A 26,330-nucleotide genomic window follows, 5' to 3' on the forward strand; every position below is an offset into this window, starting at 1 on the left:
AACTTTGGCGATAAACGGAGAGACTCAAACCGAGGAGCATGTTCCATCATGCGGAAAACATTTTCTGCGTTACGGATAGAGACTACGTATCGGTCTGACCATTAGTCAATGGTCTTTCGCAAATAAACTTTCGCCGTTGACAGGCATCGCTGCGCTGGCTAGGTTCTACATATTGAAAAGTTATTTCCGCCTTACGGAAGCTAAGAATGGTTGAAAAAACATGTCGAATCGAACAGAAATGAACGGCCTCAACATCGCCGATGAGCTCTACGCCTTCGTCCGGGACGAGGCGTTGCCAGGCACGGGTCTCGGGGAGGCTGCATTTTGGAGCGGCGCCGCTTCGCTAATCAAGGAGTTCTCGCCGCACGTCCGCGAGCTGCTGGGCACTCGTGACCGGCTGCAGCAGCAGCTCGACGAGTTCCACAGCTCGCACGGCCCGGCTCAGCCTGAGGTCTATGAGGAGTTCCTGCGTTCGATCGGTTACTTGGCCAATGAGCCCGCGGATTTCACTATCACGACCGATCGGGTTGACCCCGAAATCGCCACAGTTTCCGGACCCCAGCTGGTGGTGCCGCTGCTGAATGCACGCTTTGCGGTCAACGCCGCCAACGCCCGTTGGGGCTCGCTGTACGATGCCTTGTACGGCGCCGACGTCATCGACGAAGCAGAGGGGCGTGTTCGAACGGGCGCCTACAACCCCGTCCGGGGCGCCGCCGTCGTCGCCCGCGGGCGACAGTTCCTGGACGAGCACGCGCCATTGGCGGCCGGCTCGCACGCGGATGTTACCGCCTACCGTGTCGAAGGCGGCGTCCTCCTTGCCGAGACCCCGACCGGCACCACAGCGCTGGCCAGGCGCGACCAGTTCCGCGGCTATCGGGGGGCCTCGGAGGAGCCTGAGGCCGTGCTGCTCGTCCATCACGGTCTGCACGTGGAGATCCAGATCGACTTTACCCATCTCATCGGCTCGGGCGACCCGGCCGGCGTCAAGGACATCGTGCTGGAGTCTGCGGTCACGACAATCATGGATCTCGAGGACTCGGTGGCGGCCGTCGATGCTGAGGACAAGGTGGTCGGCTACCGCAACTGGCTTCAGCTGATGCAGGGCACGCTGACCGCCGAGGTCGCCAAGGGCGGGGGGACTTATACCCGTCGGTTAAACCCTGAACGTGTCTACACCGCACCCGACGGCTCCGAGCTGGCCCTGACCGGCCGCTCGCTGCTGCTCATCCGCCAGGTCGGCCACCTTATGACGAGCGATGCCGTTCTCGATGCGGCCGGTGATCCGGTGCCGGAGGAGATCCTTGACGCACTGTTCACGGGCCTCGGCTCGGTGCACGACTTGCGCGGGCCGAACGCCCGGCAAAACTCGCGGACCGGCTCGGTATACATCGTGAAGCCAAAGATGCACGGCCCGCGCGAAGTTGCCGTGGCGTGCGCCCTGCTCGCAGGCGCAGAGTCCGTACTGCGCCTTGACCCGCTCACCCTCAAGATCGGAATCATGGACGAGGAGCGGCGCACCTCGGCCAACCTCAAGGCGTGCATCTGGGAGGCACGCGATCGCGTGGTATTTATCAACACCGGATTCCTGGACCGCACGGGCGACGAGATCCACACCTCCATGCTCGCCGCGCCCATGGTGCGCAAGGCCGACATGCGAGCCTCCAGCTGGATTACCGCCTACGAGGATGCCAACGTCGACATCGGACTGGAGTGTGGATTCCGTGGCCGGGCCCAGATCGGCAAGGGCATGTGGGCAGCACCGGACAACCTCGCGGACATGCTCGCCCAGAAGATCGCGCACCCGCTCGCCGGCGCCAACTGCGCCTGGGTTCCCTCGCCGACGGCCGCTACCCTGCACGCCATCCACTACCACCAGGTCGACGTGGACGCCCGGCAGGCCGAGCTCGGCGGGGAACGCCGGTCCACGTTGCGGCAGCTGCTCACCATCCCGGTCGGGGACCCCTCCGATTGGGACGCCGATGCTCGACGCAACGAGCTGGACAACAATATCCAGAGCACCCTGGGCTACGTCGTGCGCTGGGTAAACGCCGGCATCGGATGCTCCAAGGTTCCCGACATTCACAGCGTGGCACTCATGGAGGACCGGGCCACCTGCCGTATCAGCTCGCAGCATGTCTCCAATTGGCTCCGGCACGGCATTGTAACCACGGAGCAGGTGGAAGAATCGCTACGCCGCATGGCCACGGTCGTCGACGCGCAGAACGCCTCAGATCCGAACTATCTGCCGATGTCCCCCACGTTCGACACCGAGGCGTTCCTAGCCGCCCGCGAGCTCGTACTTGACGGCGCCGCACAGCCCTCCGGATACACCGAACCCGTTCTACACCGGCGCCGCGCCACGCAGAAACACACCGACGACCTTGCCAGGAGCACCTCATGAGCATTGACCTAGCAACTGCCCAAACCATCATCACAGAGGCCCTCGCGACGGGTCAGCAACAGGGATTCAAACCGCTGACCGTCGTCGTGCTCGACGCAGGAGGGCACATCACCGCCGTTGCTCGCCAGGACGGCGCTTCAAATAATCGCTTTGAAATTGCCCACGGCAAGGCCTATGGTGCCCTCGCCCTCGGGATGGGCTCGCGGGCCCTCATGGAGCGCGCGGAGCAGCAGGCCTACTTCATCACCGCTGCGACCGCCGCTCTTGCAGGCCGCCTGATCCCGGTGCCCGGTGGCGTCCTCGTGCGCGATGAAGACGGCATGATCAAGGGTGCCATCGGCATCAGCGGGGACAGCTCCGACAACGACGAAATCGCGGCGGCGACGGCGATCAAGGCGTCCGGTTTGACGGCGCAGGTGGACTGAGCGCCCGGTGACTTGACCCGCCGGGCCCACGCTCACGTGCGTGGGCCCGGCGGCTTGGTGTAGAGGCCAAGAAGATCCTCAGAGTCCATGCTTACGTTGAGCGTGAAGCGGGGACCGGCCTGCCCGCCGGTTGGTAGAGAAGCGACAAAGGTCAGGCGTGTGTCTGTGAAACCGACTGTCCCGCAGGGCCGCGCCGAAGGGCTGGCAGTACTTCACCGTCCATGCCATCCCGCGTACTGGTTCGCTGAGGCGCCCGCTGATGCCTGTTAAGTTAGTCGGTGCGCTGCCCGTTGATGATATCGTCAGCGTTCTCGAACGCCCAGGCCACCAGCGGAACCAGCAGCGCGCTCAACTCATACCCGCGCTCCGTGAGGCTGTAGTCCACGCGCGGCGGAATGACTGGCTGAGCTTTCCGGCTGACCAAGCCGTCGCGCTCAAGGGTCTTCAGGGTCTGGGCCAGCATCTTCTCGCTGACACCCTCGGCACGCCGCCGCAGTTCACTCCAGCGCTGGCCGCCCTCGGACAACGCAAGCAGAATCAGCACGCCCCACTTACTGGTGATGTGGTCGAGGAGGGTGCGGCTGGGGCAGCCGGCCGGGAACACGCCGTCGGCAAGGGCGGCGGGGAGGCGCATGGCATGGGCAGGATCAGCGGTACTAACTTCCATGCCAGTACCTTACCTCAAAGTGCGTACTCTCTTTCGGGAAGTAACTTGAAGAACCCCTTGTTGTGATCGGTGACAGACCACAATCGAAAGGAAAACCATGAGCATCGTCATCACCGGCGCAACCGGCCAGCTGGGCCGCCATGTAGTCGAGTCCCTGCTGGAGCGCAACGTTCCTGCGCAGGACATCGTGGCCACGGGACGCTCCATCGAAAAGCTCGCGGACTTCGCGGCGCGCGGCGTTCAGGTCAAGGCCATGGACTACACCGATCCCGCCTCCGTGGCAGAGGCGCTGAAGGGGGCCCAGAAGGTGCTCCTCATTTCCGGCAGCGAGGTGGGGCAGCGGGTGGAGCAGCACCGAACCGTCATCGAGGCCGCGAAGGCAGAAGGTGTTGAACTGCTCGCCTACACGAGCATCGCCAATGCGGACACCACCACGATGAAGCTGGCAGTGGAGCACCAGGAGACCGAGACCATCCTGCGGGAAGCGGGCGTTCCTTTCGTTCTGCTTCGCAATAGCTGGTACCTGGAGAACTACACCGATCAGCTGCCCGGCACGCTCGCGCAGGGCGGGATCGCCGGAAGCGCAGGGGAGGGCCGGGTCAGCGCAGCTTCCCGAGCTGACTACGCCCACGCTGCCGCTGCTGTGCTGGTTGCCGAGGACCAGGGCGGCAAGATCTATGAGCTGGGCGGCGACGAACCGTTCACCATGGCTGAACTCGCGGCGGAGATCAGCGCCGCGACCGGCAGGGAAATCTCCTACCAGGACCTCCCCGCGCAGGAGTACGCCGGAATGCTGGCGGGCGTTGGAGTGCCGGAGGCCTTCGCGGACATCCTGGCCGACTCTGACCTGGGGATTGCCCGGGGTAACCTCCTGGTCAGCACCGGAGACCTGCGGACACTGATCGGACGCCCTGCGACGTCCCTAGCCGAAGCGGTCCGCTCCGCCACTGCCTCCGCCTGACCTGTAGCCGGTGGCGCGGCCCTGATTGTCCCGCCTTCCGGTGTGGAGTACAACTGCGGCCTCGACTCCAGCGAGAGCTGGAATCGGGGCCGCAGTATATCGGGGCCGCAGTATGGGGCTGGTATGTAGTGTCCGTTGCCGGGCTTAGGCGTGCGTCCGGCCCCGGGCAGCGCGGGTCAGGAGAACGGCCAGGGCGGCGCGGAGTCAGCTCTTCTTTCCGCGCGTCTTCGGTTCCTTCGCCGGCAGCCCGGCCACGTGCTCAAACGCCTTCTCCACCCACGCCTTGGCCCGCGCCTCATCGCCGTCGCCCTCGGCATTCCAGATCTTCGGAAGCCCGGTGTAGCCGCCCATGGGACGCTCAGCCGGCCCGAACGGAACGGTCCGCTCAGTGCTCTCGAGCATCTCCTTGTCCGCGTCGGCCAGCTTTACCCCGATGGTGGGTCCGAACAGGCCGGCGAACATGTTGCCGTTCACGAACGCGCCGAGGTTTCCGAACATCGGCTTGACGATCACCTCCGGATGGTCGGGCAGCACAGAGCGGAAGTGTTCCTTGTCGGCGTCGGACGCTTTCGGCATTTCCATGGGTCTCCTCCGGAACTAATAACCAGGACAGGTCTTCCTGCAGGATATGCCCGGACTTCTATATCGTGGAAGGAGGCCTGAGCGTGGACCGGTGGCCCACCTGGGGGCGCCATACTGGACCATGACGGAAGGGCTGGGAATAGCCGCGCAGACCTAAAGTACGGATATCTCGCGGCCCTCGTGCTCCACCTCGTAAACCACAAGATCGTGACGACGAAGGGGAACCCATGAACACCGCACGGTCAGTCATCGTTTTCGACGTCAACGAAACACTTTCGGACATGTCGCCGATGGGCGAGCGGTTCGCCGAGGTCGGCGCCCCGGCCCAGTTGGCGAAACTTTGGTTTGCCACGCTGCTGCGGGACGGCTTCGCGCTCACCGCGGCCGGCGGCAACGGCGCCTTTGCCGAGATCGGCGCGGAGGTCCTGCGCGGGCTGCTTGCCGCCTCGGACATAGGGATGGACCTTGACCACGCAGTGGTGCATGTGATGGCGGGAATGGCAGGACTCGGCCTGCATCCCGACGTCCCTGAGGGCGTACGGGCCCTGCGAGCAACTGGATACCGGCTGGTCACGCTGTCCAACGGCTCCACCCAGGTCGCGGAGAAACTGCTCACGCCCGCCGGGATCCGGGACCAGTTCGAACGGTTGCTTTCTGTGGAGGATGCCCCAGGGTGGAAGCCGGCAGGGACCGCTTACCACTTCGCCTCCGGGGCCTGCGGCGTGGAACCCGGAGAGATGCTGCTGGTGGCCGTCCATCCCTGGGACATCCACGGCGCAGCCAGGGCCGGTCTGGGCACGGCGTGGATCAACCGGACCGGGGCGCACTACCCGGACTATTTCGTCGCGCCCGACTACACCGTCGCGTCCTTGGCGGAACTCCCGGAAGCGCTGGGGGCAGCAGCTTCGGCCCCGAGCTCCTGAGCCAGTTCGGTGATGCTGGACGCCGAGAGGTCCCAATCGCTCTCCGCCGTCAGATCCGCAACCTGGCCCGGGCCGTATTCGGTGGGACGGGCGATGAACGCCGTCGCCAGACCGGCCTCCCGGGCAGCACGCAGGTCGTTGTTGTGGGCGGCCGCGAGCATCACAGCACCGGGCCTGAGGTCCAGGAACTCCGCGGTCCGAAGGTAGGCCGTGGGCATCGGCTTGTAGGTGCGCGTCATGTCCGAGCCGATGATCACGTCCCACGGAAGGCCGGCGTTTTTGGCCATGTCCACCAGCAGCGAGGTGTTGCCGTTGGAGAGGGGGCCCACGATGTAGCTACGGCGGATGGCGGCCAGGCCTTCCAAGCTATCCGGCCATGGGGGCAGACGATGCCAGGAGCTGTTCAACTCTTCCAGGGTCCTTGCGTCCAGCCGGTCCGGATCGAAGCCGTGGCGGCGGAGCACCTGGTCGAGGTTTTCGCGGTGGAGTGTGTCCAGGGTGGCGAATTCGCGGGATCCGGAGCGGATGGCCTCCATTGCCGGCTGGTTGAGGGCGCGCCAGTCATCGGCGAACGCCTCGGCGTCGAGATCCTGCCCCTGTGTCGCGGCGAAGGCGGCCGCCTGCCGGGCGACGCCGGTGCGCCAGTCCACCACCGTGCCGAAGGTGTCGAAGAGGACGGCGCGAACCTCGCACCCGGTTGACGGTGAACGGTATGGCTGGAACCTCAAATCCTGTTTCCTTCCCCGAACTTCCCTGACCCTTAGTCTGGCAGTAAGGCCCGCTCAGCACAGCGGCTGCCGCGCGCCGACACTGACGGAACCGGCCGGCGCAACGTACTCCCGCCGTCGTCGTTCCATCCTTGCCTGCTGACCGGGCGAGGGAACCCTCGCGCCCTTGGTCCGGTTGCACCTGGCGCAGGCCGCGACAAAGTTCTCCAGACTGGTGGATCCGCCCTTGGACCACGGGTAGAAATGGTCACCGTGCTCAGCCGGGAGCGGGCACCGCCGCCGGAGTCCGGACTCCATCTCGCACTGGCCGCCGGCGCGGGCCATGCCCTCCCGGCGCTGCTGGCGGCTGAAACGCCGGACCCGGTCCCGGCGTTTCACGTCTCTGGCGCGAATGACGGCGGCAACAATCGTCAGAACCACCACGAACAGTCCGGGGAGTGCGACCGCAGCCAGAACGCCGTCGAACATGCCGCGAAGAACTTCAGCGGCGGTGGCTGCGCCGCGGCTGCCCGCCGGGTTCGCCTTCGGTATGAGCGCCAGGACAACGGACGCGCCCAACCACAAAACCACCGCCGAATAAGCCGCGCGCAGAGCCTGACGGCTCCAGTAAATGCGTTTCAGTGCCACCATTCAGTCGTCCCCCGTCGATCTTCAGCCCGGTCGAATCCCTGCTGCGCTGCAGCTAGGGAGATCGTACCGTCGCACCGCGGCGATCCAAGCGCGCGGATGGGTCTGAGCAGGCTGTCATCCCGTCAGCTGGCGGGTTGCTCTGTTCCGCCGGCTTGGCGCAAAACCCTGCGAAGGGTTGCCGCCCATTCGTGGGGCATATCGGTGTACGAGCCATGATGGCCGGGGAAGGTCACCAGTGCACAGCCCAGCCGCTCCGCCAGGATGCGTGACACCTCACCCAGCCAGGACTTCCGGTCCTGGGTCCACTGGCCCACGGCCATAATGATCGTCACCCCGTTGCGCCGTATCAGCTGGACATCCGGGAGATAGTTCGTCACCGGTAGGAGTTCGAGCTTCATCAGGACATTGCTCGCGTCACGCGAGCTGAGGCGAGGCTCGTGTTGCCGGGACTCTTGCTGGCCGCGGGCATACTCCACGGCCTGGGCATGTCCTTTGACAAGCTTCCTCACGGGAACCTGGATGCCGAAGATGAAACGCAGGCCTGCCAGCGAAGGGCCGAGATAGTAGGCCGTTCTGTAGACGTTGGCGAAGAAACGCTGCCACTTGGCAGCGTTCGGGGCTACCCTCGCACACGGCGGCTCGTGGGCGATGGCGGCGCGCACGGCATGGGCTTGGGTCCTCGCCGCATCAAGGGCAATGACAGCCCCGCTGCTGCTCCCGACGATGAAGGCCGCCTGCTCGCCGGCGGCACGGATGACTGCGACCGCATCCCGGCTTTGCTGGCTGATCTCGAAATTCTGCGGACTGTTGGACGTGCTGCGGGCGTTCGCCCGGCGGTCGTAGGTGATGACCTTGAACTCATCCGAGAGGAGGTCCGCGACGGCGGCATACAAGTCCGCGTCCCCGCCGGCTCCAGGGATCAACAACACCGCCGGCCCGTGGCCCCGGACTTCGAAGTACAGGTCATCGCCTTCCGCCCTGACACGGTTCGCCGTCACCCGGACGTGGGGTTGTGGGGTACCGGATTCCCGCCCAGATGTCGTCATGGTGGAACAGTACTCCCATGGCTGGTGAGGCGGCCCGGCGCCTGGCTTCCTGACGAAGCCACACCCGTTCCCGGGGCCCCTGGTCATCGCGGGGCTCCTGAGTGATGACTGCTTAGGAGCGGTTATCCAGCGTGGAGGCGTCGGTGTTCGCCCCGCAGACGATCACTGCCACACGTTCCCCTTCGCGGGGGACGTAGGCGCCGGAGGTGAGGGCTGCAAAAGCTGCTGCGGCGCCGTATTCGGCGGGAATGCGGTATTCGCTCCACAGCTGTGAGCGGGCGGCGACGATGGCGGTGTCGTCTACGAGCACCGACGTCGGCGGAACTCGCGATGCCATCTCGAAAGCGATCTGGCCCACGCGTCGGGCCCCCAAGGAATCTGCCGCGACTCCGGAAACGGGCACGTCCACCGGGTGCCCGGCGGCAAGGGCCGCATTCAGGGTGGGGATATTGAAGGGCTCAACCGCGACGACGCGGGCCCGGCCTTCGGAAGCTGCGGCAATGCCGGCGTAGAGTCCGCCGCCGCCGACGGCGACGATGATTGTGTCAATGCCGGGCTCATCGCGGAGGATTTCTTCGGCGACGGTGCCTGCGCCGGCGGCGATTTCCAGCTGGTCGTAGGCATGGCAGAACAGGGCGCCGCTTGCCTCCACGTACTGCATTGCGGCTGCGAACGCCTCCGCGTACTCTGCGCCGACCTGACGGACGGTTGCCCCGTACCCGAGGAGACGCTCGACCTTCACCCGCGGGGCGGTCTCCGGCACGAACACTGTCGCCGGAACTCCGAGAGCCGCGGCGGCATAGGCGTTGGCCAGGCCGGCATTGCCGCCGGACGCAGCCACCACGCCGACGGCGGGGTCCAGGTCGCCGCGCTCCCGGGCGGCGAGGAGGCGGTTGAAGGCTCCGCGGGCTTTGAAAACACCGGTGTGCTGCATGAACTCGCATTTGATCCAGAGCGGAGCGGCAGCAGTGCCTGCGTGGAATAAGGGTGTGTGTCGCACGTAGTTGGTGATGCGGCTTTCCGCCTCGAGTACATCGGACCGGTTGATCACGGATTCTCCTTCTGAGTGATCGAAGACTTTAGCAGCTCCGGATTACGCAACCTTTCAGGGTCCGGCGCTAATGACGATCAACCCGGGCTACCCGGGGACCCGACATTGAGGCCGGCGTCCACCGCGGCGGCCAGCAGATCGGCGTCGTAGGCAACCAGCACGTCGGACTGCAGCCGGATGGCGGCCGCGAGATGGATGGCATCCGCGCTCCGCAGACCGCCGGGCAATGCAGCCGCATACATCAGGTCCGAGCGCACCAAGTCCACCAAATTGATCCCACCGAGCACGGAATTGACCAGCCCGCCGGGGAATCCGCACCGGTGCGCCGCGCTATGCAGCTCCGTGTAGAGCAGCATGGACGCCACCAGTTTGTCGCCGCCCGCCGCCGCTGCCGAGAGGTAACCGGCGGCGGCGGATGTTTCCTTCTCCTCCACCACCAGTTTCAGGACAGCCGACGTGTCCACGTAGATGATCAACGGTCCCCACGGAGGTCGGCCAGGATTTCCGCCGTGGCCTCGGTCTGGCGGAAACGCGGCAGTGCCGTAAAGTCCACGACGCCGGCAGCCGGCCGGACCTGCCCCGCCAGCAGCAGCCGCTCGAAGGGGGAGGAGGCTGGAGGGATCAGCGTGGCGGCTATCTCGCCGTTGTTCGTAACATCGATGGTCTCGCCGTTCCTCACGCGCTCAAGAATTTTGCTGCTCTGGTTGCGCAGTTCGCGGTGCGGAATGGTTGTCATGGCTGCCTCCGTAGCAATCGTAGCAAGCACAAGCGGGGGTGCATAGGGACGGTGTCCCGGCGCCACCCGGCGAGCTAGCAGCGCACCCGATGGAACCATCGTCCCAGTTCAGACCCATATTCCCGGTAGGTTGGAGTTCACTCTTACTTCCCACCGCTGTGAAAGGGCCTCATGTCCGGCCGACCGCCCCGCAAGTCTCTTTTCACCCGCAGCGCTTTCACCCGCGCTGCCGCCGCGGGAGCAGCCCTGCTGCTCATCGCCGCGCTGGTGCCCGCCGCGATCCTGCTGCCGGCGCCGCCGTCCGCCGCCGCCGAAGAGTCCGTGCCCGTCATGGTGGTCCTCGACGCCTCCGGCTCCATGATGCAGGACGACGCCCCGGGCCTGCGGATCGACGCCGCCAAGTCCGCGGTGAAAAACCTCATCGGCGCGGTCCCGGATTCCGCCCGGATGGGGCTGATGGTCTACGGCACAGGCACCGACTCCGCGCCGTCCTCCAAGGCTGCCGGGTGCGCCGACATCCGGACCCTGGCGCCGGTGGGCGCGGTGGACAAGGCGGCGCTCACCGCCGCCGTCGACGGCATCAAGGCCACCGGCTACACGCCGGTGGGGGCATCCCTCCGGGCGGCCAGCGAGGCGCTCGGTGACGTGAAGGGCGCGCGGTCCATCATCCTGGTCTCCGACGGCATCGATACCTGCGCCCCTCCCGCCGCGTGCGACGTTGCCAAGGAACTCGCCGCCGCCGGCACCGAGCTGAGCATCCACTCCATCGGCTTCAAGGTGGACGCCTCCGCCCGGGCGGAACTCGAATGCATCTCCAAGGCAACCGGGGGCACCTACACCGACGCCCGGGACGCGGCCGCGCTCACGGAGGAACTCACCATCCGGACCACGCGGGCCATCGGCGTCTACGAGGCGCAGGGCACCCCGATCACCGGCGGCACGTCCCCGGCGGACGCCCCGCTCCTGTCCGCCGGGCAGTACCTGGACGTTCTGGACAAGGGGTCGAAGAAGAACAGCACGGCCGAGGCCGGATCCACCCGCTACTACAAGATCCAGCTGGCCCCGGGGGAACGGGCCCACGCCGCCGCAACGCTGCTGGTCCCGCGGGCCGGGGAGACGGACACCTCGGGTACGGCCTACCTCGCCGTCACCGTCGTGAACGCGCAGGACGAGCGGTGCTTCATCCATGACACCGAGCACGTCAACTCCAACCAGTCCTTCCTGTACCCGCCGACGGCGGCGATCAGCACCTCGGCCCTGGGCGAGGACGCGGGGGACGAGTGCTTCGGGGCCGACGCCACGGGGGAGGCCTTCCTGAAGGTGGAACGCTCCGGCAGCTGGGCCTGGACCAAGGAACTGCCCGTGGAGCTGCTGTTCGCCACCGAGCCCGCCGCCGACACCAAGGGCCTGCCCGACGCGTACGCGGCAGCGCTGCCCCCCCCGGTGGTCCCGGCTCCCGGCGGCACCGCCTCCCCGGTGACCGGAGGAGCCAGCTACAACACCGCCGCCGAGCTCACGCCGGGACTCTTCTCCGATTCGCTCCTCGGCGCGGAAACAAAGTTCTACAAGATCCCGGTGGGCTACGGCCAGCGGCTCAGCTTCAAGGCCACCGTGACAGCCGACGGCGCCGCCCCCGGGTCGCTGGGCAAAAGCCTGGACCTTGCCCTCTTCAGCCCGCTGCGCCAGGAGACCGAACTCGCCCCCGGGAGTGAGAACTACATCTTGGGCAACTCGCTGGGTTACAGCTTCATGGGAACCGGCGACAGCCTGGGAGCCAGCATGGCGGTCCCGGTCCGCTACAACAACCGCAATTCCAGAGACGACGGCATCGAGCTGATCGCCTACCCCGGCGGCTACTACCTCGCCGCGTCGCTCAAGGACAATTCCACCGCTGACATCGGCAGCGAACTGGCGTTCGACCTGGCCATCGACGTCAGCGGCGACGCCGAGGACGGGCCGTTGCTTATAGCAGCCGCACCTGCCGCGAAGCCCTCGTCCGAACCGTCCTCCGGGCCCTCCGAACAGCCCTCAGCAGCCGCCGCGGACGCACCCCAGGAGGCATCGACGTCGGACGCCGCCAGCCCGCTGTGGTGGGGACTCGGCATCGCCGGACTGCTGGCAGCGGCGGCCGTGGTGTTCGTGTTACTGCGCCGCAGGTCATCCCAGCGGCCAGTGGGCTAGCTGGTTCGGAGCCGGGCAGGAGACTGTTGGCGCGTCACCGAAGCCCGCGCCGCCGGGGCCCGGCGGTCCAGCGCCTAGTCCGTCGCCGGACGCGCTCTGGAAGCCTTGGGATGCTTGGGCTCCTTCGGCGGCAGCGTCGCCACATAGGAGTACGCCCTGGCTACCCAGGCTTTCGCCCGCGCCACGTCGCCGTCGCCTTCGGCGTTCCAGATTTCCGGCAGCCCGACGTAACCGCCCATCGGCCGCTCCTCTGGTCCAAACAGAACGGTCCGCTCAGACGCCTCCAGCTCGGCCCGGTCGGCGTCGGAAAGCCGAACGCCGATGGTCGGGCCGAAAAGCCCCGCGAACATGTTGCCCTTGATAAAGGCGCCGAGATTGCCGAACATCGGCTTGACCACAACTTCGGGGTCCGCCGGCATGACGGTGCGGAATCGTTCCTTGTCGGCATCCGACGGCTTGGGCATCTGCATCGTCTACTCCATGCGCATTGAGTGTGGGTTTATGAGGGGCTTCGCTGAGACTATTGCGGTCCGCGCGCCCGGTCCGAGGTCCAAGGTCCAAGGTCCAAGCAGGGTGTTCTCTGAAGGCCCGTCGATTCCTCCCAGCAGCCGGCTGCAGAGCAGCCCGGAACCCGGGCCTAATGTAACGAACTGGTAACATGGGGTCAATGCGCTCTAACTCTGGTCAAACACGAGTCACGCAGCTGGATGGCCTCAGGGGGCTTGCCGCCCTGGTGGTTGTCGCCTGCCACGCCCTGTCCACCCTCCCGGGAATCGGGAGTGCTGTCAGTGGCAACCGGTCCGCGGAACTCAACACCGCGGAGGCGTGGGCCGTCTTCTCGCCACTACACGTCCTCTGGAACGGCACCCCGGCTGTCCACGTCTTCTTTGTGCTCTCCGGCTTCGTGCTGGTCCTGCCGTTCACCCGGCCGGGCGCAACCGCGAAGTGGGCCCAGTACTACGCCAAGCGTTTCTTCCGCCTCTACCTACCGGCCTGGGCGTCCCTGGCGGTGGCTGTGGTGCTGATGGCCGCCATTCCCCGGTCGGCGTCGCCGCTTCAGAGCCCGTGGGCGGACATGTACGTGACCGATCCCAGCGTGGGCCAGGTCCTCAAGGACGGGCTGCTCCTGTTGAACGCGAGCACCATCAACACCCCGCTGTGGTCCCTCAAATGGGAGGTCCTGTTCTCCCTCTTGCTCCCGGTCTACGTCCTTGTCGCGCTGCGCTGGCGACGCTTCTGGCACGTGAAAATCGGCCTTGCCCTCGTGCTGGCCGCGGCGGGGGCGCTGCTGGATGTGGAGGCGCTGTCCTATCTCCCGATCTTCGCCGTCGGGGCTGTCCTCGGCGCTGAACGCGAGCGGATCCGGGAGCTGACCCGGCCCTGGCCCCGCTTCGTCTGGTTCTTCGTGGCCGCCGCGGGCATCTTCCTGGCCAACGCGGAATGGATCAGCCCCGAGCAGCCGATCCCCGGCGTCGAGGCCGTTGTCACGGTGGGCGCGACGCTGATCGTCCTGCTGTTCGTGTCCTGCCGCTCGGCCAAGCGGCTCGGTGACACGGCCGCCGCGCAATGGCTGGGACGGGTGTCCTTCAGCCTCTACCTGGTGCACCTTCCGGTGATTCTGGCCGGCGTCACCCTGCTGCGATCCGTCTCGCTGCCGCTGGCGCTCGCCGTCTCCGTGGCCGCTTCGTTCGTGATTGCCGAGCTGTTTTACCGTTACGTGGAGCAGCCCGCCCAGCGGCTTTCGATGGCGGTGGGGCGCGCCGTCGGGCACCGGAGCCGCAGCGACGCCAAGGACCTTCCCGGCACCCAGGCCGCCCCGGCCACGCTGGACAGCCCGCCCATCCGGGCCCTGGCTGGGGCGGGGTCCGGACGCCGCGGGTAGCGAGCTACGCAGGCACCTGAAATAGTGCGGACCGATGGAGCCAGGGCAAAACCATTGGAGAAGCCTGCACGTAATGTGCCGACAGGCCCTATCTAGCCAGTGCAGATTGAAGCAAGATACTCCGCATGAAAAGAACCGTTATAGCTAGCTTCGCGGCAGTAGTCATCGGCTGCGGCACAATCACCTTGGCGGCCCCAGTCAACGCAGTGGCCTCGGGCAGCGCGGCAACCCAGTCATCACCCGTCGCGGGGGCCATCATGGTCAAATTCCGCGACAATGGCTCGGCAGCCGGTGTACTCCGCCAGCAAGGTCTCACGGAGGGTCCCGGTATCGGCAGCACTGGCGCCCAGCTCGTGAAGGTACCGGCCGGCAGGGAGGCCCAGGTCCTTGAGGGCTTGAGCCGGAACCCGGCGGTTGAGTACGCGGAGCCGGACGAGGCCGTCACTGCGGCTTCGTCTGACGAGTATTTCCCTCGCCAGTACGCCCTGCAAAACATCGGACAACAATTCACTAACACTGCCGGCACGCTAGCTGTAGCCGGGGGCACAGCAGACGCTGATGTCGACGCCGTCGAGGCGTGGAACGTCACGACCGGTAGCGGCATCAAAGTCGCCGTTCTCGATTCAGGGGTCGCCAGCGACAACGCCGACATCACACCCAAGGTTGTTGCACGGGCCAACTTCACCAATGGGAAAAACGGTGAGGACAACTACGGGCACGGCACGCACGTGGCCGGCATTGTCGCCGCCACCGCTAACAACTCTGTTGGCGTGTCCGGTGTGTGTCCGGGGTGCACCATCCTGGACGGCAAAGTGCTCAATGACAGCGGGGTTGGCTCCAGCTCGAGCCTTGCGAACGGTATCAACTGGGCCGTGAATAACGGGGCGAAGGTTATCAATATGAGCCTCGGGGTGCGGGCGTCACGCACCCTCGAAACTGCCGTCAACAACGCCTGGAGCAAGGGCGTGGTGCTCGTTGCCGCAGCAGGCAACGGCAACAACCAGGCCAAGATCTACCCGGGCGCCTACCCCAACGTCATTGCCGTCGCCGCCACCGACAACACCGACGCCAAAGCAGCGTTCTCCACATACGGAGCCAGCTGGGTGGACGTCGCAGCACCCGGAGTCAACATCTACTCAACATTCCCGAACCACACGTTCGTCCTCGGGACGCAGAACAATCGCTCCTTTGGTTACGACGTCGGCAACGGGACCTCCATGTCCTCACCCATCGTCGCTGCTACTGCCGCGCTTGCCTGGAGCTCCCACGCTGGCGCCACGAACACGTCTGTCCGTGCCAACATCGAAACAACAGCCGACAAAATTTCCGGGACTGGCACCAACTGGGCCCATGGCCGCGTGAACGCCAACAACGCCGTCCGGTAGTTACGACTCATGGCTTGGTGGCCGGGATCTACCGCTCGTTCGGTCCCGGCCACCACGGCGTTCCTGCCCGGGAACAGGACGTTGACGCCGGACCTGTCCGACGCCGGATGGGGTAATCAACCCGTCAGCCCAGTTCTGGTTTAAGCGCACGGCCGCTCATCTGGTGACTGGAGTGGAATTCCACACGGATCCTGACAGGCAAGCAAAAGGCGGGGTCCACTGGACCCCGCCTTTTGTTCTCCTAAGTGGTGCTAACTTTCGATATGCAGACATCGTGCCGGCCGAGTGACGAGTAGATGGAGCACTGTTCGGCACGCCGAGGCCTGAAGCTGGTCCAGCTGCGACTACCTACGGTTGTTGCAGTTGGAGCACCAGCCTTGGTGGGGTCGTAGTCTCTCTGGAGCCGAAATCGGCCCCGTCGCTGCTGGTGGCGTTGATGCCAAGCGACAGGATGCCGCCAACCTCACCCTGCAGAGCTGACGCAGACAGTGGCATTTCATAACCGGTGTTCGCCGTGACCGGTCCGACACTGCCCAGCACACTGCTGCCCAAAGCCGGTCTTGTGCTGTACGTGAGGCCGCTCTCAGTCCAGGTGTCTACCGTAACCAACCTGACGTTCTGGGTCCCCGTTGAGCCGCTGGTCGTCGCCCGCAGTTGGAGCTTCGCGCTTACGATTGTCCTTCCTGCGAGTCCCGACAAATCAAACTTTAGGTAGGCGTTCTCCACCGGGCTGTTGTCCACTGCGAGCTTCGGCGCCGTCCCGTAGTTCGTCGTCGTCGCCGCGCTGGAAACATAGGCGTCCGCTGTCGGCGCCAACGTCACCGTCTGAGGCGCTGAGGGCGTCGGAGCCGCGGCTGTAGTGAAAGTCCACGTCTTAGCGATGACTGTGTTGCCGGAGGAATCTTTGGCTCCGGTGACCCTCGCGGTGTACTGCGTACCAGGATTGAGATTGGCAGTGGGGTCCAATGTGGCGGTGTTGTTGCTGAGGTTGACGACCGCATCCACAGGAGTGGTTGAAGTTCCCTCGGCCAGCGTGAACGTCGTCCTGTTGACCGTCGTCGAGTCCATGGTCTCCGAAAACGTAGCCGTGACATTTCCGGTGACCGCTGCGTCTGGTGCATTTTCTGTCGGCGTCACTGAGGTCACCATGGGTACGGCGGTATTCTCTGGTGGCGTCCCCGTGCCCGATCCTAACTGGAGCACCAGCCTTGGTGGGGTCGTAGTCTCTCTGGAGCCGAAGTCGGCCCCGTCGCTGCTGGTGGCGTTGATGCCAAGCGACAGGATGCCGCCAACCTCACCCTGCAGAGCTGACGCAGACAGTGGCATTTCATAACCGGTGTTCGCCGTGACCGGTCCGACACTGCCCAGCACACTGCTGCCCAAAGCCGGTCTTGTGCTGTACGTGAGGCCGCTCTCAGTCCAGGTGTCTTCCGTAACCAACCTGACGTTCTGGGTCCCCGTTGAGCCGCTGGTCGTCGCCCGCAGTTGGAGCTTCGCGCTTACGATTGTCCTTCCTGCGAGTCCCGACAAATCAAACTTTAGGTAGGCGTTCTCCACCGGGCTGTTGTCCACTGCGAGCTTCGGCGCCGTCCCGTAGTTCGTCGTCGTCGCCGCGCTGGAAACATAGGCGTCCGCTGTCGGCGCCAACGTCACCGTCTGAGGCGCTGAGATGTCGATTACCCAAGTTTGCTCCGCAGGAGTTGGGTCGGAGTTGCCAGCCGCGTCGGTCGCGCGCACCGCGAAGGCGTGCGAGCCAACAGCGAGATCAGCGTATGTCTTCGGCGACGTGCAAACCTCGAAGACACCCCCGTCCAAGGCACACTCGAACGTCGCAGGCTCCGTCGCAGTGAAGGTGAACTCAGCCGAAGTGCTGCTACTGGTCCCTGATAGACCACCTGTCATCGAGGTATTGGGCGGTATGGTATCCGGTCCGGGGTCTCCTCCTCCGCCCACTGCTCCTATTTGACGCGGGTCAAAAGTGGTGTCCACAAGCAGGCGAGGGCTGAAAGCATCGGCAATTCGCTGCCAAGAGACAAGCTTGTGATTTTGGTTGCCACTGTTACCGTTGCCCGCATTGGTGTTGTTGTGGTCCTGGCTGGTGAAAAGACCAGCGGGATAGGAAGGTCCGAGTGGGACATTGGTGACATCAATGCCGTCCTGACCAGTCACACCGTCGACGCCGCCTCCATCGATGATCTTGAACGAGCCGACGAAGGCGTTGTCACCGCGGTTGTAGATGACGAAGTTGGATCCACCCTGGCTCGACACAATCAGATACCCGGTCCCCTGCCGACCATAATAAATGGCGGAGTTCTTGACGTTCTCCACTATTCGTCCACCGGTTGCCACGGTGCGATCCACGAGTGTCCTGGTTGAACCGTCCCCCGGCTCAGCTCCGTACCGCCACAAGCCGACTTTCTCCTCGGACACATAGACACGTTGCAGCTCATCATCTGCCGAAATGCCTTCTGAGCTGTCGCCGTTGTCGAAAGAACGCACGGCAGTCCCTCGAACCGATCCATTGGAGCCGTCCAGCTCGAACTGGGATATCACATTCGTGTTGAAGTCATGCACAAAGGCGTAGTACTTCCCAGAGACTGGGGAGTGATACATTCCGAAGCCGCGAGGCCTACCTGGAGTGGTGATGCGCCCCACCTCTGTCAGGGACCGATCCGTGACGTTCACCTTATAGAATCGAACGCCGGTCGACCCCACATTCCTCTCCGTCACGCCGACGAGGGCGACGCGCTCACTGCCCAACGGAAAGTTGTACCGGAGATCGACGTTGTTCATACTGCCGTGCAGGTAGAAATGTAACTGGCGCCCCGACAGGTCGTAGACCCCCACGCCTCCGGTACTTAATTTGTCCGTACCGATCACCACGCTCTGCGACGGATCCGTGGGGTGTATCCAGATCGCGGTGTCGTCTGCCGCGTCACTAGAGCTCGGAACGGGTGCTGTCTCTGCCGACGGAGTCACGAGGACGTCCGCGGCATGCGCTGCCGGGGCGGTGAGTACGTGGAGGCTTGCGAGGGCGGCAGCTAAAACCGCGACAAGCAGAAGCCGGAGCGGCGCGGGAGCGTGGCGCAAGGATTTCTTGCTCCGGGCGGAGTGCCGCCCCTGGTGTCGCCGGGACAATCCTGTTAGGAACCGCATCAGGTCCTCCTGCACGTGGAGAGCGAAGTCTGTTGTCTCGCGTTCGCACACCCTTGCGGAAGATGACCTGCCGTCATTGACGGACGGTAATCGGGGCGGCGGCGGCCGAGGGTGCCGGCCGACACCCCTATCACGGTTGGCCGATATATCGGCTTAATCCGGAGCTTATCGACCAGGCGAACCTACGGTCACCAGTAGTCTGTACCTGTCTTTTTGGGCTGGTCTTTTTGGCTTGCACCTGAGCCGGCGGTTGACCATCTAATGGCGCTTTAGTCGCTCACGATGCACCGGGCCATCAGGTATCGAGTTGCAGACCCGTCCCCGCGCATCCCTGGAGTTAGCGGGCCGCGCCGGGACGGCAAGCGGCCAGGCGTGCCCGGGGCTAAGCGGCCTGGTTGAAGCGGACCATGTTGCCGGACGGGTCGCGGAACGCGCAGTCACGCGGGCCCCAGGGTTGGGTGATGGGTTCCTGGAGGACCTCCGCACCTGAGGCCCGAACCGCCTCGAACGTGGCGTCGAGATCGTCGGTGCGGAAGACGAGGATGGGGAGGGCGCCCTTGACGAGCAGTTGCTGAAGGGCGTCGCCGTCGTCCTGGGAGCGGCCGGCGTGCGGTTCGGACAGCACCAGCTCAAGGTCGGGCTGGGCCTTGCTGCCGAGCGTGACCCAGCGCTGCCCGTCGGAGCCGACGTCGTTGCGGACCTCCAGGCCGAGCACGTCCCGGTAGAAGGCGAGCGACTCGTCGAGGTCGTTGACGGTGATCTGTGAGTACTGCAGTGAAATGTTCATGTCCTCACGCTATTACTGCGTTCGCGGGGGCGCTTCTTCAATCCTGCTCGGTTTGCGGGCGGGCCGCGTGCGCAGCCGGGCAATGCACGGCGGCATGGCCTGCACCGCGGAGTGCTCCCGGGACCGGTACTCGCTTGGCGTCATGCCGACGATCTCGGTGAACCGCGAGCTGAACGATCCCAACGAGGTACAGCCGACCTCCATGCAGGCATCGGTCACGCTGGCCCCCGCCCGCAGCAGCGCCATGGCGCGTTCGATCCGGCGGGTCATCAGGTAGTTGTAGGGCGTCTCGCCGTAAGCCGCCTTGAACTGACGGGAGAAGTGCGCCGGGGACATCAGGGCACCGGCGGCCATGGTGGGCACATCAAGGGGCCTTGCGTAGTTGCGGTCGATCAGGTCCCGGGCCCGGCGCAGGTGCACCAGGTTGGCCAACTCCTGCGGTGTCATGCCGCCATTCTAGGTCCGCAGAGGTCCCGGCGGAGGGACCCGAAAGCGGCGCCGGAGGCGCCGTGCCCACCCCGGTGGTAATCCGCTTCGGATTTCTCCTGTAGTGTTGATCCTGTTGTTGTGTTTATGCAGTTCGTAGTTCAGGCAGTACGCAAGGTTGCAAGACCTTGTTCTTCTGAAGCAGCGGTTTTGAGCACCCCACACAGGAGGACCCGAAAGTCGGGACTTTTCCTCCACCTTCACGAAGGACAAAAAATAATGGCTACTGGTACCGTCAAATGGTTTAACGCTGAAAAGGGCTTCGGCTTCATTTCCCCCGATGACTCCTCACAGGACGTCTTCGCGCACTACTCCGCGATCGCCTCTTCCGGCTTCCGCTCCCTCGAAGAGAACCAGAAGGTCTCCTTCGAAACCGAGCAGGGCCCCAAGGGTCCCCAGGCCGTAAACATCCAGGCTCTCTAAGACTTAGCTTTCAGCTAACTCTTCTGAGTCCGGAACCTTACAGGTTTCGAGCAGGGTCCGTCTTTGACGGGCCCTGCTTTTGTTTAACCCTCGTGTGCTGCTTCAGCTGGCGCTAGGCCACACCGCTGGCGTCGGTGTATTCGAAAAACACCTCGGCCGGGGGCGGGCCCTGCAGCATTTCCGCCGTCATCCCGTGCACGCTCGCCAGATGCTCCCGGAACCAGACGTCGAAGGGGTCTTGCGACGTCGCGATCGTCCGGAACGCTTTCGCGAGGTCTTCGGCCTCATGGAACAGGACGACGAAATCCCCCTGCGGCGTGTGCATCAGGCTCGCGACCTCCCGGGCCACGCCCGCCCGCTTATAGGACCGGACCAGCTCTGCCCGGCGCGGGCCCTTAATCTCCTCCTCCATCGCCTGCCACTCCTCCAGTTTCCCGGGCAGGATCGGCGTGAACCACGTGATGCTTTGCATGACAACGTTCCTTCCACACAGCAGGGAGCGCGACGGCAATCCCATCGGCAACTGAATGTTAGTCCCGCGGACGACGGCGGGACAGGGCTTCCGGAATCGGCGGCGGACCCGCTCGGCTGCGGACCGCTCACCACCTGCGGAAAGCTCAGAGGGAGACGGTGTGCCGCCGGGCCAGGAACGCGGTCAGCGCGGGGTTGTCGATCTCCTTCGCCAGCCAGGGCACGGCCTGGGCGGCGGCCTCGTCGCCGAGCGCCGCCCGGTGCGACTGCGCCCGGACCACGAACTCCCGCATGCCGCTCTTACTGGCCAGCGCGGCCAGCCGTTCCACAAACTGTGAGGCCCGCGGCGAGCCCGTGGCGATGGTGACTTCCGCCGCGACATCCAGCAGCCGGGCCGTGTACCAGAGGTACCAGGGCTTCGGCTCCAGGCCCCGGTCGATCCAGTGCTCGGCGGCGGCGAGGTCGCCGTGCGCCAGGAACAGCCGGGCCTCGGCGCCGGCGGCCAACGCCATATAGCAGTGGTCGCCGGCCAGCTCGGCCATCACCCAGGACCGGTCGATCAGGTCCGCCGCGGCGTCCAGCCGGCCGGCGGCAAGGTAGGTTTCGCCGCGGACCCCGTCAACGAACGGCTCGAACGCCGTCCAGTGCTCCGCCGCCACCCCGTCGAGCGCCCGGTCCAGGGCGGCGGCCGCGAGCTCCAGGTCCCCGCGCAGCAGATGCACGCGCCCCAGCAGCGCCTCGCTGAACGCCTGCTGCCGGCGGTTCCGGACCGTCCGGGCCAGTCTCCGGGACTCGGCGAAAGCAGCCACCGCATCCCCGTAGTGTGCGGTGTCCGAGGCCAGCATGCCCTGGATCGCGAGGATCCTGGCCTGTTCGTCGGGGATGCCCCGCGCCGCCTGCATCGCCCGCTCCAGCCAGCCGGCCGCCCGGTCCGGGACACCGCGCTGCACGGACAGGTAGCCCAGCTCGCGGAAGGCGGCAGCGGCAGTGCGGGAGACGCCGTCGGGCGCTTCCGCCGACAGCGCACGGTGCAGGAAATCGGCGACCTCGGCGCCGCGGCCGCCGGCCTGGTGGATCAGCGCCCCGGCCAGCGTCACCAGCGACTCGGCCACCAGGTGGCGGTCAGTGGTGCGCTGGGCCAGGACGACGGCGAGCCGCAGCTGGTCGAGGCCCCGGTCCACGGCCCCAGCCGACAGGGAGGCGCTGCCGGCGTCGAGATAGGACCGGACGGTGGCCGCGGTGGCGTGCAGCTCGGGGTCGGCGGCGGGCGCCGAGTCGGACAGGGCACGGCGGACCTCCGCCGGCAGCGGCAGGCCCAGCTCCCGGTGGTAGAGCTCCGCGCATTTGGTGACCTCGTCCCGGGCCCGCCGGTGCTCGCCCAGGGCGACGAGCGCTTTGACCAGGACGGCGGTGCAGTCCGCGTGGAAGGGGTCCCGGCGCAGCGCCAGCGAGGCCAGCTCGACCGCCTCCGCGGGCGTGCCCGCGGCGAGGGCGGCCAGCGACGCCTCGTACAGCAGCGACTGGATGCAGTTCTCCAGCCGGTACCGCTGCTCCGCCAGCCAGGAGTCAAACACCGGGCTGTCCGCGAAGGAGAGTCCCTCCAGCAGCTGCCCGTCGAACCGCCGCGGGTCCATCCCGTCGCCGGGGGCCGAGCCGACCAGCTCCAGGGCGTCGCAGCGCCAGGACTGCAGGAGGGTCAGCCGCAGCGGGTCGCCGGTGATGGCGACTCCGTCCAGGGTCCGGCGCAGCTCGGAGAGGTTCCAGCGAAGGGCACCCAGCGGATCCGCGGCGTCCGGGAACAGCAGGGTGGCGGTCCGGGAACGGCTGACGCCGTCCGGCTGCAGGGCAAGGTAGGCCAGCACAGCCCAGGCTTTGCGGCCCTTGGGCTGTGGGGGAGTGGTGCCTGGGGACTCGATCTTTGGCGGACCGAGGAGGCGGATCCATGTCTCGGCCATAGGAGTAATTTTACGCCGCGGGGCCCTCCGGAGTCCCGGGGAATTCATGCGCGTCGATTCAGCCGCGGGGAATTCAGTCACGGGAATTCAGCCCGGGGGGCTTCACACGGTTGCTCACACGGCGGCTGCCGACACTGGAGTCATCCAAACCGCACTCCACCCGAGGAACCCAAAATGGAACTGCTTGTAGTCCTGCTTTTCGGACTCGTGATTTTCGCCGGCACCGCCACGGTCCGCGCCATGCTCAAGGACGGTCACGGACACACCCCCGTGGTGCGGTCCACGGAGTCCTGGAGCGCCGGGAGCCTGCCCAGCGAGCCTTTCACGTCGGCCCTGGCCTGGTACCTGCCTGGGTCCCGCGCCCAGTAGGCGCTGACCCTGCTGATGTCGACTCATTTACTCGCCGGTGCGGCGAACTTCACGGGCGGTGGGCCCTCAGCCCACCGCCCCTCGCTGTGCCCGGCGCCTCCCGAGGGAGTTTTGGGGTGACGGTCAGGTGGCTGTGACATGGTGCCCGCCTTCGGCGCGGTCCCAGTGCTCCCGCAATAGCGCACCCAGCCGTTCGGGCTCCACCCGGTGCGGGGGATCGAAGTGGTGCCGGTCTTCGAACACCTCGAGCCGGAAGTCGGTAAAGACAGTGGACAGGCGCCCGGCCATGTCAGCGAACTGGTCCGGGTTGCTCCGGCCGCCCAGGACAAACAGCACCGGCTTACCGAACGCTGCCAGCCGGCCGCGGTCCAGGTCGTAGCTCCGGAACGTATGCAGGAACGCCGAGATGCCGGCCGGGCGCCTGGCCATCCACGGCGGCGGATCACCCGGCGCCGGCGGCGGCAGGTCGACGTCGGGCCGTACCTGCAGCCGTACGAACTCCGGCATGAACTGCTCCGGCGGCCGGCCTTCCAGCCGGCCGAAGGCCTTCCACAGTTCGGCGTGCGCGGGGCTCCAGCCCCAGCTTCCGGCCCAGGCCGGCTCCAGCAGGGCCAGGCTCAGCAGGCGCTGCGGGTGTTTGGCGGCAAACGCCAGTGCGGCCGAGCCGCCGCCGGAATACCCGGCGAGATGGAAGGTCACCCAGCCCCGGGCGTCGGCGTCGCGCAGCACGCCGTCAATCTCCGTGTCCAGGCTCCAGCCCGGCGGCGGCTCGTCGCCCGCGTAGAGTTCCAGGTCCGTGGCGACGGCCTGCACGTCCGGTCCCAGGGCTTCGATGAGCGCGCCGAACGCCGGCTGCGCGGGAAGAACGGCACCCGGAAGCAGCATGACCCGAATCGGTCCCATGGCAAAACGATACGCCCGGCCGGGCGGGACTTAAGGGGGAGCGTGCCCGCACCCGGCCAGCGGCCGCCGTCGAGCCCGGCCGCCGTCGTCGAACCGGGCCGCCGTCGTCGAACCTGGCGGTTACTGGCCCTTGGGCATGATGACCCACAGCACGATATACACGAGTTCCCCGACCCCGAACAGCCCGAAGAACACGAAGCCGATGCGGACCAGCGTCCGGGAGATGCCGAAGCGGTCGGCGAGGCCTGCGCACACGCCGGCGATGATCTTGCCATTCCTGGGCCTAACCAAAGATCGTTCCATCCAGCCAACGTAGCAGTGTGGGCGCGTCAGGAGAACAGGCAAGCAGGCAAGCAGGTGCCCAGGAGGAGTTCACTGCAGCTGCAGTCAGCGCAGTCCCGTCCGATATACGTGACGGTGAACGGTGGGGTCAGTACTCAGCAGCCAGTCCACGACGTCCCAGAACTGAGCGAGGGAATCCTGCTGGAGCGCTTCCTCGCGCGAGAATTTGTGGCCCCACACTGGGGAGTCCGGATATGGCCGGGCCGCATCCACGACAGTCGCAGCCGGTTCCGTGGCTCCCGCAATGGGACCAACTCTGCAGCCAAAAGTAACGCGCCCTTCCGCAGAGTCGTCCCCGAACTGGCCGAAAATGACGTCGATCCACGCCTCATGGTCGCCGTTATGGTCGTGAAGTGCTGTCTTTGCGATGGCGTGGGTATGGCCGTCCATCAGGATGAAGTGATCCGTGACGATAAAGGTTGCCCCGCAGCAGGAGCAGGCCTGCTCACGGATATCCGGCGCGCCGTCCAAACTCAAAGTCATGTCCCGACCCTAGCCGGGCCGGGCTGGCAGGCTCCAGAGCGAAACACCGGAAGCCGCCAGGGGCAAGCAGCTTCGTCCACCAAGCCCTGGTGCGCCGGGAACCTGCCCGGCGAGCCGTACTCGGCGCCCCACGCCTGGTATCTGCCGGGCGCGTGGATGCGGTAACCCCGCCACGCCAGGTCCGGGCGGCGGGGCTCTGGCAGGATAGCCAGCATGGAGTCCGTCCCTTGCGTGGACCGCCACGGCCTGCCGCGGGTGATCGTGGGCCCGGACGGGGAAGCAGAAGACCTCGACGCCGAACAGGCCTCCGCCGTCGTCCTCTCCGAGCTGCTGGACGCGTCCAAGCCGGGTTCTGCGGCATTCGAGTACGAGTACGACCTCGGTGACGCGTGGACGCACGACGTGCAGCTGCTCGGCCCGACGCGACTGGCGGCCGGAGAAATGACCTGCCTGGACGGCGCCGGCCGCGGCCCGGTCGAGGATTCCGGCGGACCGCATGGCTACCGCCGGTTCGTGCAGATCCTGCAGGACCAGGGCCACGCGGAACACAACGACGCGAGCCGCTATCTGCACGCCATGACCGGCGAGTTCGCGTTCTACTTCGACGCCGCCGCCTTCGACCTTGATGCCGCGAACCGCAAACTGCGCCTGCTCAGCCTCCGCCGGTGGCCCAGCCCCTCACCGACGAAGAGCGCGACGGCGTGCTGCGGCCCGTCCGCTGGCTGCTGGAGCAGGCGTCCCCGGACGGGATGGACCTTACCAAGGACGGCTACCTGAAGCCGGCCATGGTCCAGCGCGCCACGGACGAACTGGGCTGGAGCGACCCGATCATGGGCAAGGGCAACCGCGAGATCAACGCTCGGCCGGTTCTGGTGCTCCGACAGCACCTCATGGACTGGAAACTGCTCAGACGCTCCGGCGGCAAACTCGTCCTGACGCCGCAGGGCCTGCAACGGCCCGGGGACCTCCGGGACTACATGGTGGAGGAGATCGCCCGTCCCAAGCACGACGCTGTCAAGCTCACCACCCGCCTGTATGCGGAGTGGCACCGCCACCGGGTTCGTCACCAGGTCCGGCCACCAGGCCAATACAAGTTGGCCGGAGCCCGCTGGTGTGAGCCAGTACACAGCAGCCCGCGTTCGCTGAAAGGGGCCGCGTGAGGCCGGGCGGGTGCCTGGGTTCCGTGTGGTGGCGGGGTTTTTGGGGTGTGGGGGGTGGTGTGGGGGTGGATTTGTGTGTGGTCGGTGGGGTGTGTAAAGTAGTTCGAGTCGCCGCCGCTGATGCGGAGAGATTGCGACCGACCCCCTGACAAACATCCTGAAAATGGTTCGTGGTTTTGCGTGCTGTTTGAGGGTGG

The 26,330-nt window shown here is 66.0% G+C and carries 28 protein-coding genes; 11 read left to right on the forward strand and 17 right to left on the reverse strand.

The features are described 5' to 3' along the window. Positions 1–220 precede the first annotated feature (220 nt). Positions 221–2,401, forward strand: a complete 2,181-nt coding sequence (locus tag J2W14_RS19890; protein WP_307465757.1) for a malate synthase G — start codon at positions 221–223, stop codon at positions 2,399–2,401. Next, on the forward strand, positions 2,398–2,826 hold the full coding sequence (locus J2W14_RS19895) for a GlcG/HbpS family heme-binding protein (RefSeq protein ID WP_307465759.1): 429 nt from the start codon (positions 2,398–2,400) through the stop codon (positions 2,824–2,826). Before J2W14_RS19890 ends, J2W14_RS19895 begins: the two co-directional genes overlap by 4 nt. 271 nt (positions 2,827–3,097) lie before the next feature. On the opposite strand, the gene J2W14_RS19900 is transcribed toward J2W14_RS19895, so the two are convergent. Next, entirely contained in the window at positions 3,098–3,493 is a 396-nt protein-coding gene (locus J2W14_RS19900; RefSeq protein WP_307465761.1) for a winged helix-turn-helix transcriptional regulator, read from the reverse strand. Positions 3,494–3,590: 97 nt separating this feature from the next. Here J2W14_RS19900 and J2W14_RS19905 point away from each other — a divergent pair, with 97 nt between their 5' ends. Then, positions 3,591–4,454, forward strand: coding sequence for an SDR family oxidoreductase (locus tag J2W14_RS19905; RefSeq protein WP_307465762.1), 864 nt, complete (start codon positions 3,591–3,593; stop codon positions 4,452–4,454). A gap of 204 nt (positions 4,455–4,658) precedes the next feature. On the opposite strand, the gene J2W14_RS19910 is transcribed toward J2W14_RS19905, so the two are convergent. Further along, the gene (locus J2W14_RS19910) at positions 4,659–5,036 is read right to left on the reverse strand and encodes a TfoX/Sxy family protein (protein ID WP_307465764.1); all 378 of its coding nucleotides are present in this window, start codon (positions 5,034–5,036) and stop codon (positions 4,659–4,661) included. A 227-nt stretch (positions 5,037–5,263) separates the two neighbouring features. On the opposite strand from J2W14_RS19910, the gene J2W14_RS19915 reads away from it, so the two are divergent. Continuing rightward, positions 5,264–5,959, forward strand: a complete 696-nt coding sequence (locus tag J2W14_RS19915) for a haloacid dehalogenase type II (protein WP_307465765.1) — start codon at positions 5,264–5,266, stop codon at positions 5,957–5,959. Here the strand turns inward: J2W14_RS19915 and J2W14_RS19920 are convergent. From J2W14_RS19920 to J2W14_RS19945, 6 genes are all read right to left on the reverse strand, one after another. Further along, positions 5,890–6,687, reverse strand: a complete 798-nt coding sequence (locus J2W14_RS19920) for a haloacid dehalogenase type II (RefSeq protein ID WP_307465767.1) — start codon at positions 6,685–6,687, stop codon at positions 5,890–5,892. The genes J2W14_RS19915 and J2W14_RS19920 overlap by 70 nt on opposite strands. A gap of 54 nt (positions 6,688–6,741) precedes the next feature. Then, positions 6,742–7,245, reverse strand: coding sequence for an HNH endonuclease (locus tag J2W14_RS19925; protein WP_307465769.1), 504 nt, complete (start codon positions 7,243–7,245; stop codon positions 6,742–6,744). Between the two features lie 194 nt (positions 7,246–7,439). Continuing rightward, positions 7,440–8,363, reverse strand: coding sequence for an alpha/beta fold hydrolase (locus tag J2W14_RS19930; RefSeq protein ID WP_307465771.1), 924 nt, complete (start codon positions 8,361–8,363; stop codon positions 7,440–7,442). Between the two features lie 112 nt (positions 8,364–8,475). Further along, entirely contained in the window at positions 8,476–9,414 is a 939-nt protein-coding gene (locus J2W14_RS19935; RefSeq protein ID WP_307465772.1) for a threonine/serine dehydratase, read from the reverse strand. 77 nt (positions 9,415–9,491) lie between these two features. Further along, entirely contained in the window at positions 9,492–9,878 is a 387-nt protein-coding gene (locus tag J2W14_RS19940; protein ID WP_307465774.1) for a PIN domain-containing protein, read from the reverse strand. An 8-nt stretch (positions 9,879–9,886) separates the two neighbouring features. Next, entirely contained in the window at positions 9,887–10,150 is a 264-nt protein-coding gene (locus J2W14_RS19945) for a type II toxin-antitoxin system Phd/YefM family antitoxin (RefSeq protein WP_307465775.1), read from the reverse strand. 171 nt (positions 10,151–10,321) lie between these two features. Between J2W14_RS19945 and J2W14_RS19950 the strand changes: the two genes are divergently transcribed. Further along, on the forward strand, positions 10,322–12,331 hold the full coding sequence (locus tag J2W14_RS19950) for a vWA domain-containing protein (protein WP_307465777.1): 2,010 nt from the start codon (positions 10,322–10,324) through the stop codon (positions 12,329–12,331). 74 nt (positions 12,332–12,405) lie between these two features. Here J2W14_RS19950 and J2W14_RS19955 read toward each other — a convergent pair whose 3' ends face one another. Next, positions 12,406–12,801 (reverse strand): TfoX/Sxy family protein, encoded by a 396-nt coding sequence (locus J2W14_RS19955; protein WP_307465779.1) that lies wholly within the window; start codon positions 12,799–12,801, stop codon positions 12,406–12,408. Positions 12,802–12,998: 197 nt separating this feature from the next. On the opposite strand from J2W14_RS19955, the gene J2W14_RS19960 reads away from it, so the two are divergent. Beyond that, the gene (locus tag J2W14_RS19960) at positions 12,999–14,213 is read left to right on the forward strand and encodes an acyltransferase family protein (RefSeq protein WP_307465782.1); all 1,215 of its coding nucleotides are present in this window, start codon (positions 12,999–13,001) and stop codon (positions 14,211–14,213) included. Positions 14,214–14,338: 125 nt separating this feature from the next. Continuing rightward, positions 14,339–15,598, forward strand: coding sequence for a S8 family serine peptidase (locus J2W14_RS19965; protein WP_307465785.1), 1,260 nt, complete (start codon positions 14,339–14,341; stop codon positions 15,596–15,598). Between the two features lie 348 nt (positions 15,599–15,946). Here the strand turns inward: J2W14_RS19965 and J2W14_RS19970 are convergent, their stop codons facing one another. The 3 genes from J2W14_RS19970 to J2W14_RS19980 all read right to left on the reverse strand — a co-directional run bounded on the left by J2W14_RS19970 (position 15,947) and on the right by J2W14_RS19980 (position 19,988). After that, on the reverse strand, positions 15,947–18,754 hold the full coding sequence (locus J2W14_RS19970) for a phytase (protein WP_307465806.1): 2,808 nt from the start codon (positions 18,752–18,754) through the stop codon (positions 15,947–15,949). A 382-nt stretch (positions 18,755–19,136) separates the two neighbouring features. Beyond that, complete coding sequence (locus J2W14_RS19975; RefSeq protein WP_307465786.1) at positions 19,137–19,541, reverse strand: VOC family protein; 405 nt, start codon at positions 19,539–19,541, stop codon at positions 19,137–19,139. Between the two features lie 12 nt (positions 19,542–19,553). After that, positions 19,554–19,988 carry a helix-turn-helix transcriptional regulator gene (locus J2W14_RS19980; protein WP_307465787.1) on the reverse strand — a complete coding sequence of 145 codons (435 nt, stop codon included), beginning with the start codon at positions 19,986–19,988 and terminating at the stop codon, positions 19,554–19,556. A gap of 258 nt (positions 19,989–20,246) precedes the next feature. Here J2W14_RS19980 and J2W14_RS19985 point away from each other — a divergent pair, with 258 nt between their 5' ends. Next, positions 20,247–20,450, forward strand: a complete 204-nt coding sequence (locus J2W14_RS19985; RefSeq protein WP_024365339.1) for a cold-shock protein — start codon at positions 20,247–20,249, stop codon at positions 20,448–20,450. A 112-nt stretch (positions 20,451–20,562) separates the two neighbouring features. Here the strand turns inward: J2W14_RS19985 and J2W14_RS19990 are convergent, their stop codons facing one another. Both J2W14_RS19990 and J2W14_RS19995 read right to left on the reverse strand, forming a co-directional pair. Next, positions 20,563–20,922 carry a hypothetical protein gene (locus tag J2W14_RS19990; RefSeq protein WP_307465788.1) on the reverse strand — a complete coding sequence of 120 codons (360 nt, stop codon included), beginning with the start codon at positions 20,920–20,922 and terminating at the stop codon, positions 20,563–20,565. 145 nt (positions 20,923–21,067) lie between these two features. Beyond that, positions 21,068–22,876: an SARP family transcriptional regulator gene (locus J2W14_RS19995; RefSeq protein ID WP_307465790.1), complete on the reverse strand. Its 1,809-nt coding sequence runs from the start codon at positions 22,874–22,876 to the stop codon at positions 21,068–21,070. 174 nt (positions 22,877–23,050) lie between these two features. Between J2W14_RS19995 and J2W14_RS20000 the strand changes: the two genes are divergently transcribed. After that, entirely contained in the window at positions 23,051–23,245 is a 195-nt protein-coding gene (locus J2W14_RS20000) for a hypothetical protein (RefSeq protein WP_307465792.1), read from the forward strand. 123 nt (positions 23,246–23,368) lie between these two features. Here the strand turns inward: J2W14_RS20000 and J2W14_RS20005 are convergent, their stop codons facing one another. The 3 genes from J2W14_RS20005 to J2W14_RS20015 form a co-directional block, all read right to left on the reverse strand. Further along, on the reverse strand, positions 23,369–24,148 hold the full coding sequence (locus J2W14_RS20005) for an alpha/beta fold hydrolase (RefSeq protein ID WP_307465794.1): 780 nt from the start codon (positions 24,146–24,148) through the stop codon (positions 23,369–23,371). 120 nt (positions 24,149–24,268) lie between these two features. Beyond that, positions 24,269–24,451 carry a PspC domain-containing protein gene (locus J2W14_RS20010; RefSeq protein WP_307465796.1) on the reverse strand — a complete coding sequence of 61 codons (183 nt, stop codon included), beginning with the start codon at positions 24,449–24,451 and terminating at the stop codon, positions 24,269–24,271. A gap of 84 nt (positions 24,452–24,535) precedes the next feature. Next, entirely contained in the window at positions 24,536–24,973 is a 438-nt protein-coding gene (locus J2W14_RS20015) for a hypothetical protein (protein ID WP_307465798.1), read from the reverse strand. A gap of 213 nt (positions 24,974–25,186) precedes the next feature. Here J2W14_RS20015 and J2W14_RS20020 point away from each other — a divergent pair, with 213 nt between their 5' ends. Both J2W14_RS20020 and J2W14_RS20025 read left to right on the forward strand, forming a co-directional pair. After that, positions 25,187–25,750: an IS1096 element passenger TnpR family protein gene (locus J2W14_RS20020; RefSeq protein WP_307465799.1), complete on the forward strand. Its 564-nt coding sequence runs from the start codon at positions 25,187–25,189 to the stop codon at positions 25,748–25,750. Beyond that, entirely contained in the window at positions 25,723–26,133 is a 411-nt protein-coding gene (locus J2W14_RS20025; protein WP_307465801.1) for a hypothetical protein, read from the forward strand. The genes J2W14_RS20020 and J2W14_RS20025 overlap by 28 nt, the downstream gene beginning before the upstream one ends. Positions 26,134–26,330 lie beyond the last annotated feature (197 nt).

The sequence above is a fragment of the Pseudarthrobacter oxydans genome (assembly GCF_030812335.1).
GTDB classification, from domain to species: domain Bacteria; phylum Actinomycetota; class Actinomycetes; order Actinomycetales; family Micrococcaceae; genus Arthrobacter; species Arthrobacter oxydans_B.

Excerpts from the sequence above, each read along its gene's own strand:
- J2W14_RS19955 (WP_307465779.1), bottom strand. The coding sequence starts at position 12,801 with ATGCAGATGCCCAAGCCGTCGGATGCCGACAAGGAACGATTCCGCACC.
- J2W14_RS20015 (WP_307465798.1), bottom strand. The coding sequence starts at position 24,973 with ATGACTTTGAGTTTGGACGGCGCGCCGGATATCCGTGAGCAGGCCTGC.
- J2W14_RS19910 (WP_307465764.1), bottom strand. The coding sequence starts at position 5,036 with ATGGAAATGCCGAAAGCGTCCGACGCCGACAAGGAACACTTCCGCTCT.
- J2W14_RS20010 (WP_307465796.1), bottom strand. The coding sequence starts at position 24,451 with ATGGAACGATCTTTGGTTAGGCCCAGGAATGGCAAGATCATCGCCGGC.
- J2W14_RS20020 (WP_307465799.1), top strand. The coding sequence starts at position 25,187 with ATGGAGTCCGTCCCTTGCGTGGACCGCCACGGCCTGCCGCGGGTGATC.
- J2W14_RS19890 (WP_307465757.1), top strand. The coding sequence starts at position 221 with ATGTCGAATCGAACAGAAATGAACGGCCTCAACATCGCCGATGAGCTC.
- J2W14_RS20000 (WP_307465792.1), top strand. The coding sequence starts at position 23,051 with ATGGAACTGCTTGTAGTCCTGCTTTTCGGACTCGTGATTTTCGCCGGC.
- J2W14_RS19970 (WP_307465806.1), bottom strand. The coding sequence starts at position 18,754 with ATGCGGTTCCTAACAGGATTGTCCCGGCGACACCAGGGGCGGCACTCC.
- J2W14_RS19905 (WP_307465762.1), top strand. The coding sequence starts at position 3,591 with ATGAGCATCGTCATCACCGGCGCAACCGGCCAGCTGGGCCGCCATGTA.
- J2W14_RS20025 (WP_307465801.1), top strand. The coding sequence starts at position 25,723 with ATGGACCTTACCAAGGACGGCTACCTGAAGCCGGCCATGGTCCAGCGC.
- J2W14_RS19895 (WP_307465759.1), top strand. The coding sequence starts at position 2,398 with ATGAGCATTGACCTAGCAACTGCCCAAACCATCATCACAGAGGCCCTC.
- J2W14_RS19930 (WP_307465771.1), bottom strand. The coding sequence starts at position 8,363 with ATGACGACATCTGGGCGGGAATCCGGTACCCCACAACCCCACGTCCGG.
- J2W14_RS19945 (WP_307465775.1), bottom strand. The coding sequence starts at position 10,150 with ATGACAACCATTCCGCACCGCGAACTGCGCAACCAGAGCAGCAAAATT.
- J2W14_RS19980 (WP_307465787.1), bottom strand. The coding sequence starts at position 19,988 with ATGACACCGCAGGAGTTGGCCAACCTGGTGCACCTGCGCCGGGCCCGG.
- J2W14_RS19995 (WP_307465790.1), bottom strand. The coding sequence starts at position 22,876 with ATGGCCGAGACATGGATCCGCCTCCTCGGTCCGCCAAAGATCGAGTCC.
- J2W14_RS19985 (WP_024365339.1), top strand. The coding sequence starts at position 20,247 with ATGGCTACTGGTACCGTCAAATGGTTTAACGCTGAAAAGGGCTTCGGC.
- J2W14_RS19900 (WP_307465761.1), bottom strand. The coding sequence starts at position 3,493 with ATGGAAGTTAGTACCGCTGATCCTGCCCATGCCATGCGCCTCCCCGCC.
- J2W14_RS19950 (WP_307465777.1), top strand. The coding sequence starts at position 10,322 with ATGTCCGGCCGACCGCCCCGCAAGTCTCTTTTCACCCGCAGCGCTTTC.
- J2W14_RS19975 (WP_307465786.1), bottom strand. The coding sequence starts at position 19,541 with ATGAACATTTCACTGCAGTACTCACAGATCACCGTCAACGACCTCGAC.
- J2W14_RS19990 (WP_307465788.1), bottom strand. The coding sequence starts at position 20,922 with ATGCAAAGCATCACGTGGTTCACGCCGATCCTGCCCGGGAAACTGGAG.
- J2W14_RS20005 (WP_307465794.1), bottom strand. The coding sequence starts at position 24,148 with ATGGGACCGATTCGGGTCATGCTGCTTCCGGGTGCCGTTCTTCCCGCG.
- J2W14_RS19915 (WP_307465765.1), top strand. The coding sequence starts at position 5,264 with ATGAACACCGCACGGTCAGTCATCGTTTTCGACGTCAACGAAACACTT.
- J2W14_RS19960 (WP_307465782.1), top strand. The coding sequence starts at position 12,999 with ATGCGCTCTAACTCTGGTCAAACACGAGTCACGCAGCTGGATGGCCTC.
- J2W14_RS19965 (WP_307465785.1), top strand. The coding sequence starts at position 14,339 with ATGAAAAGAACCGTTATAGCTAGCTTCGCGGCAGTAGTCATCGGCTGC.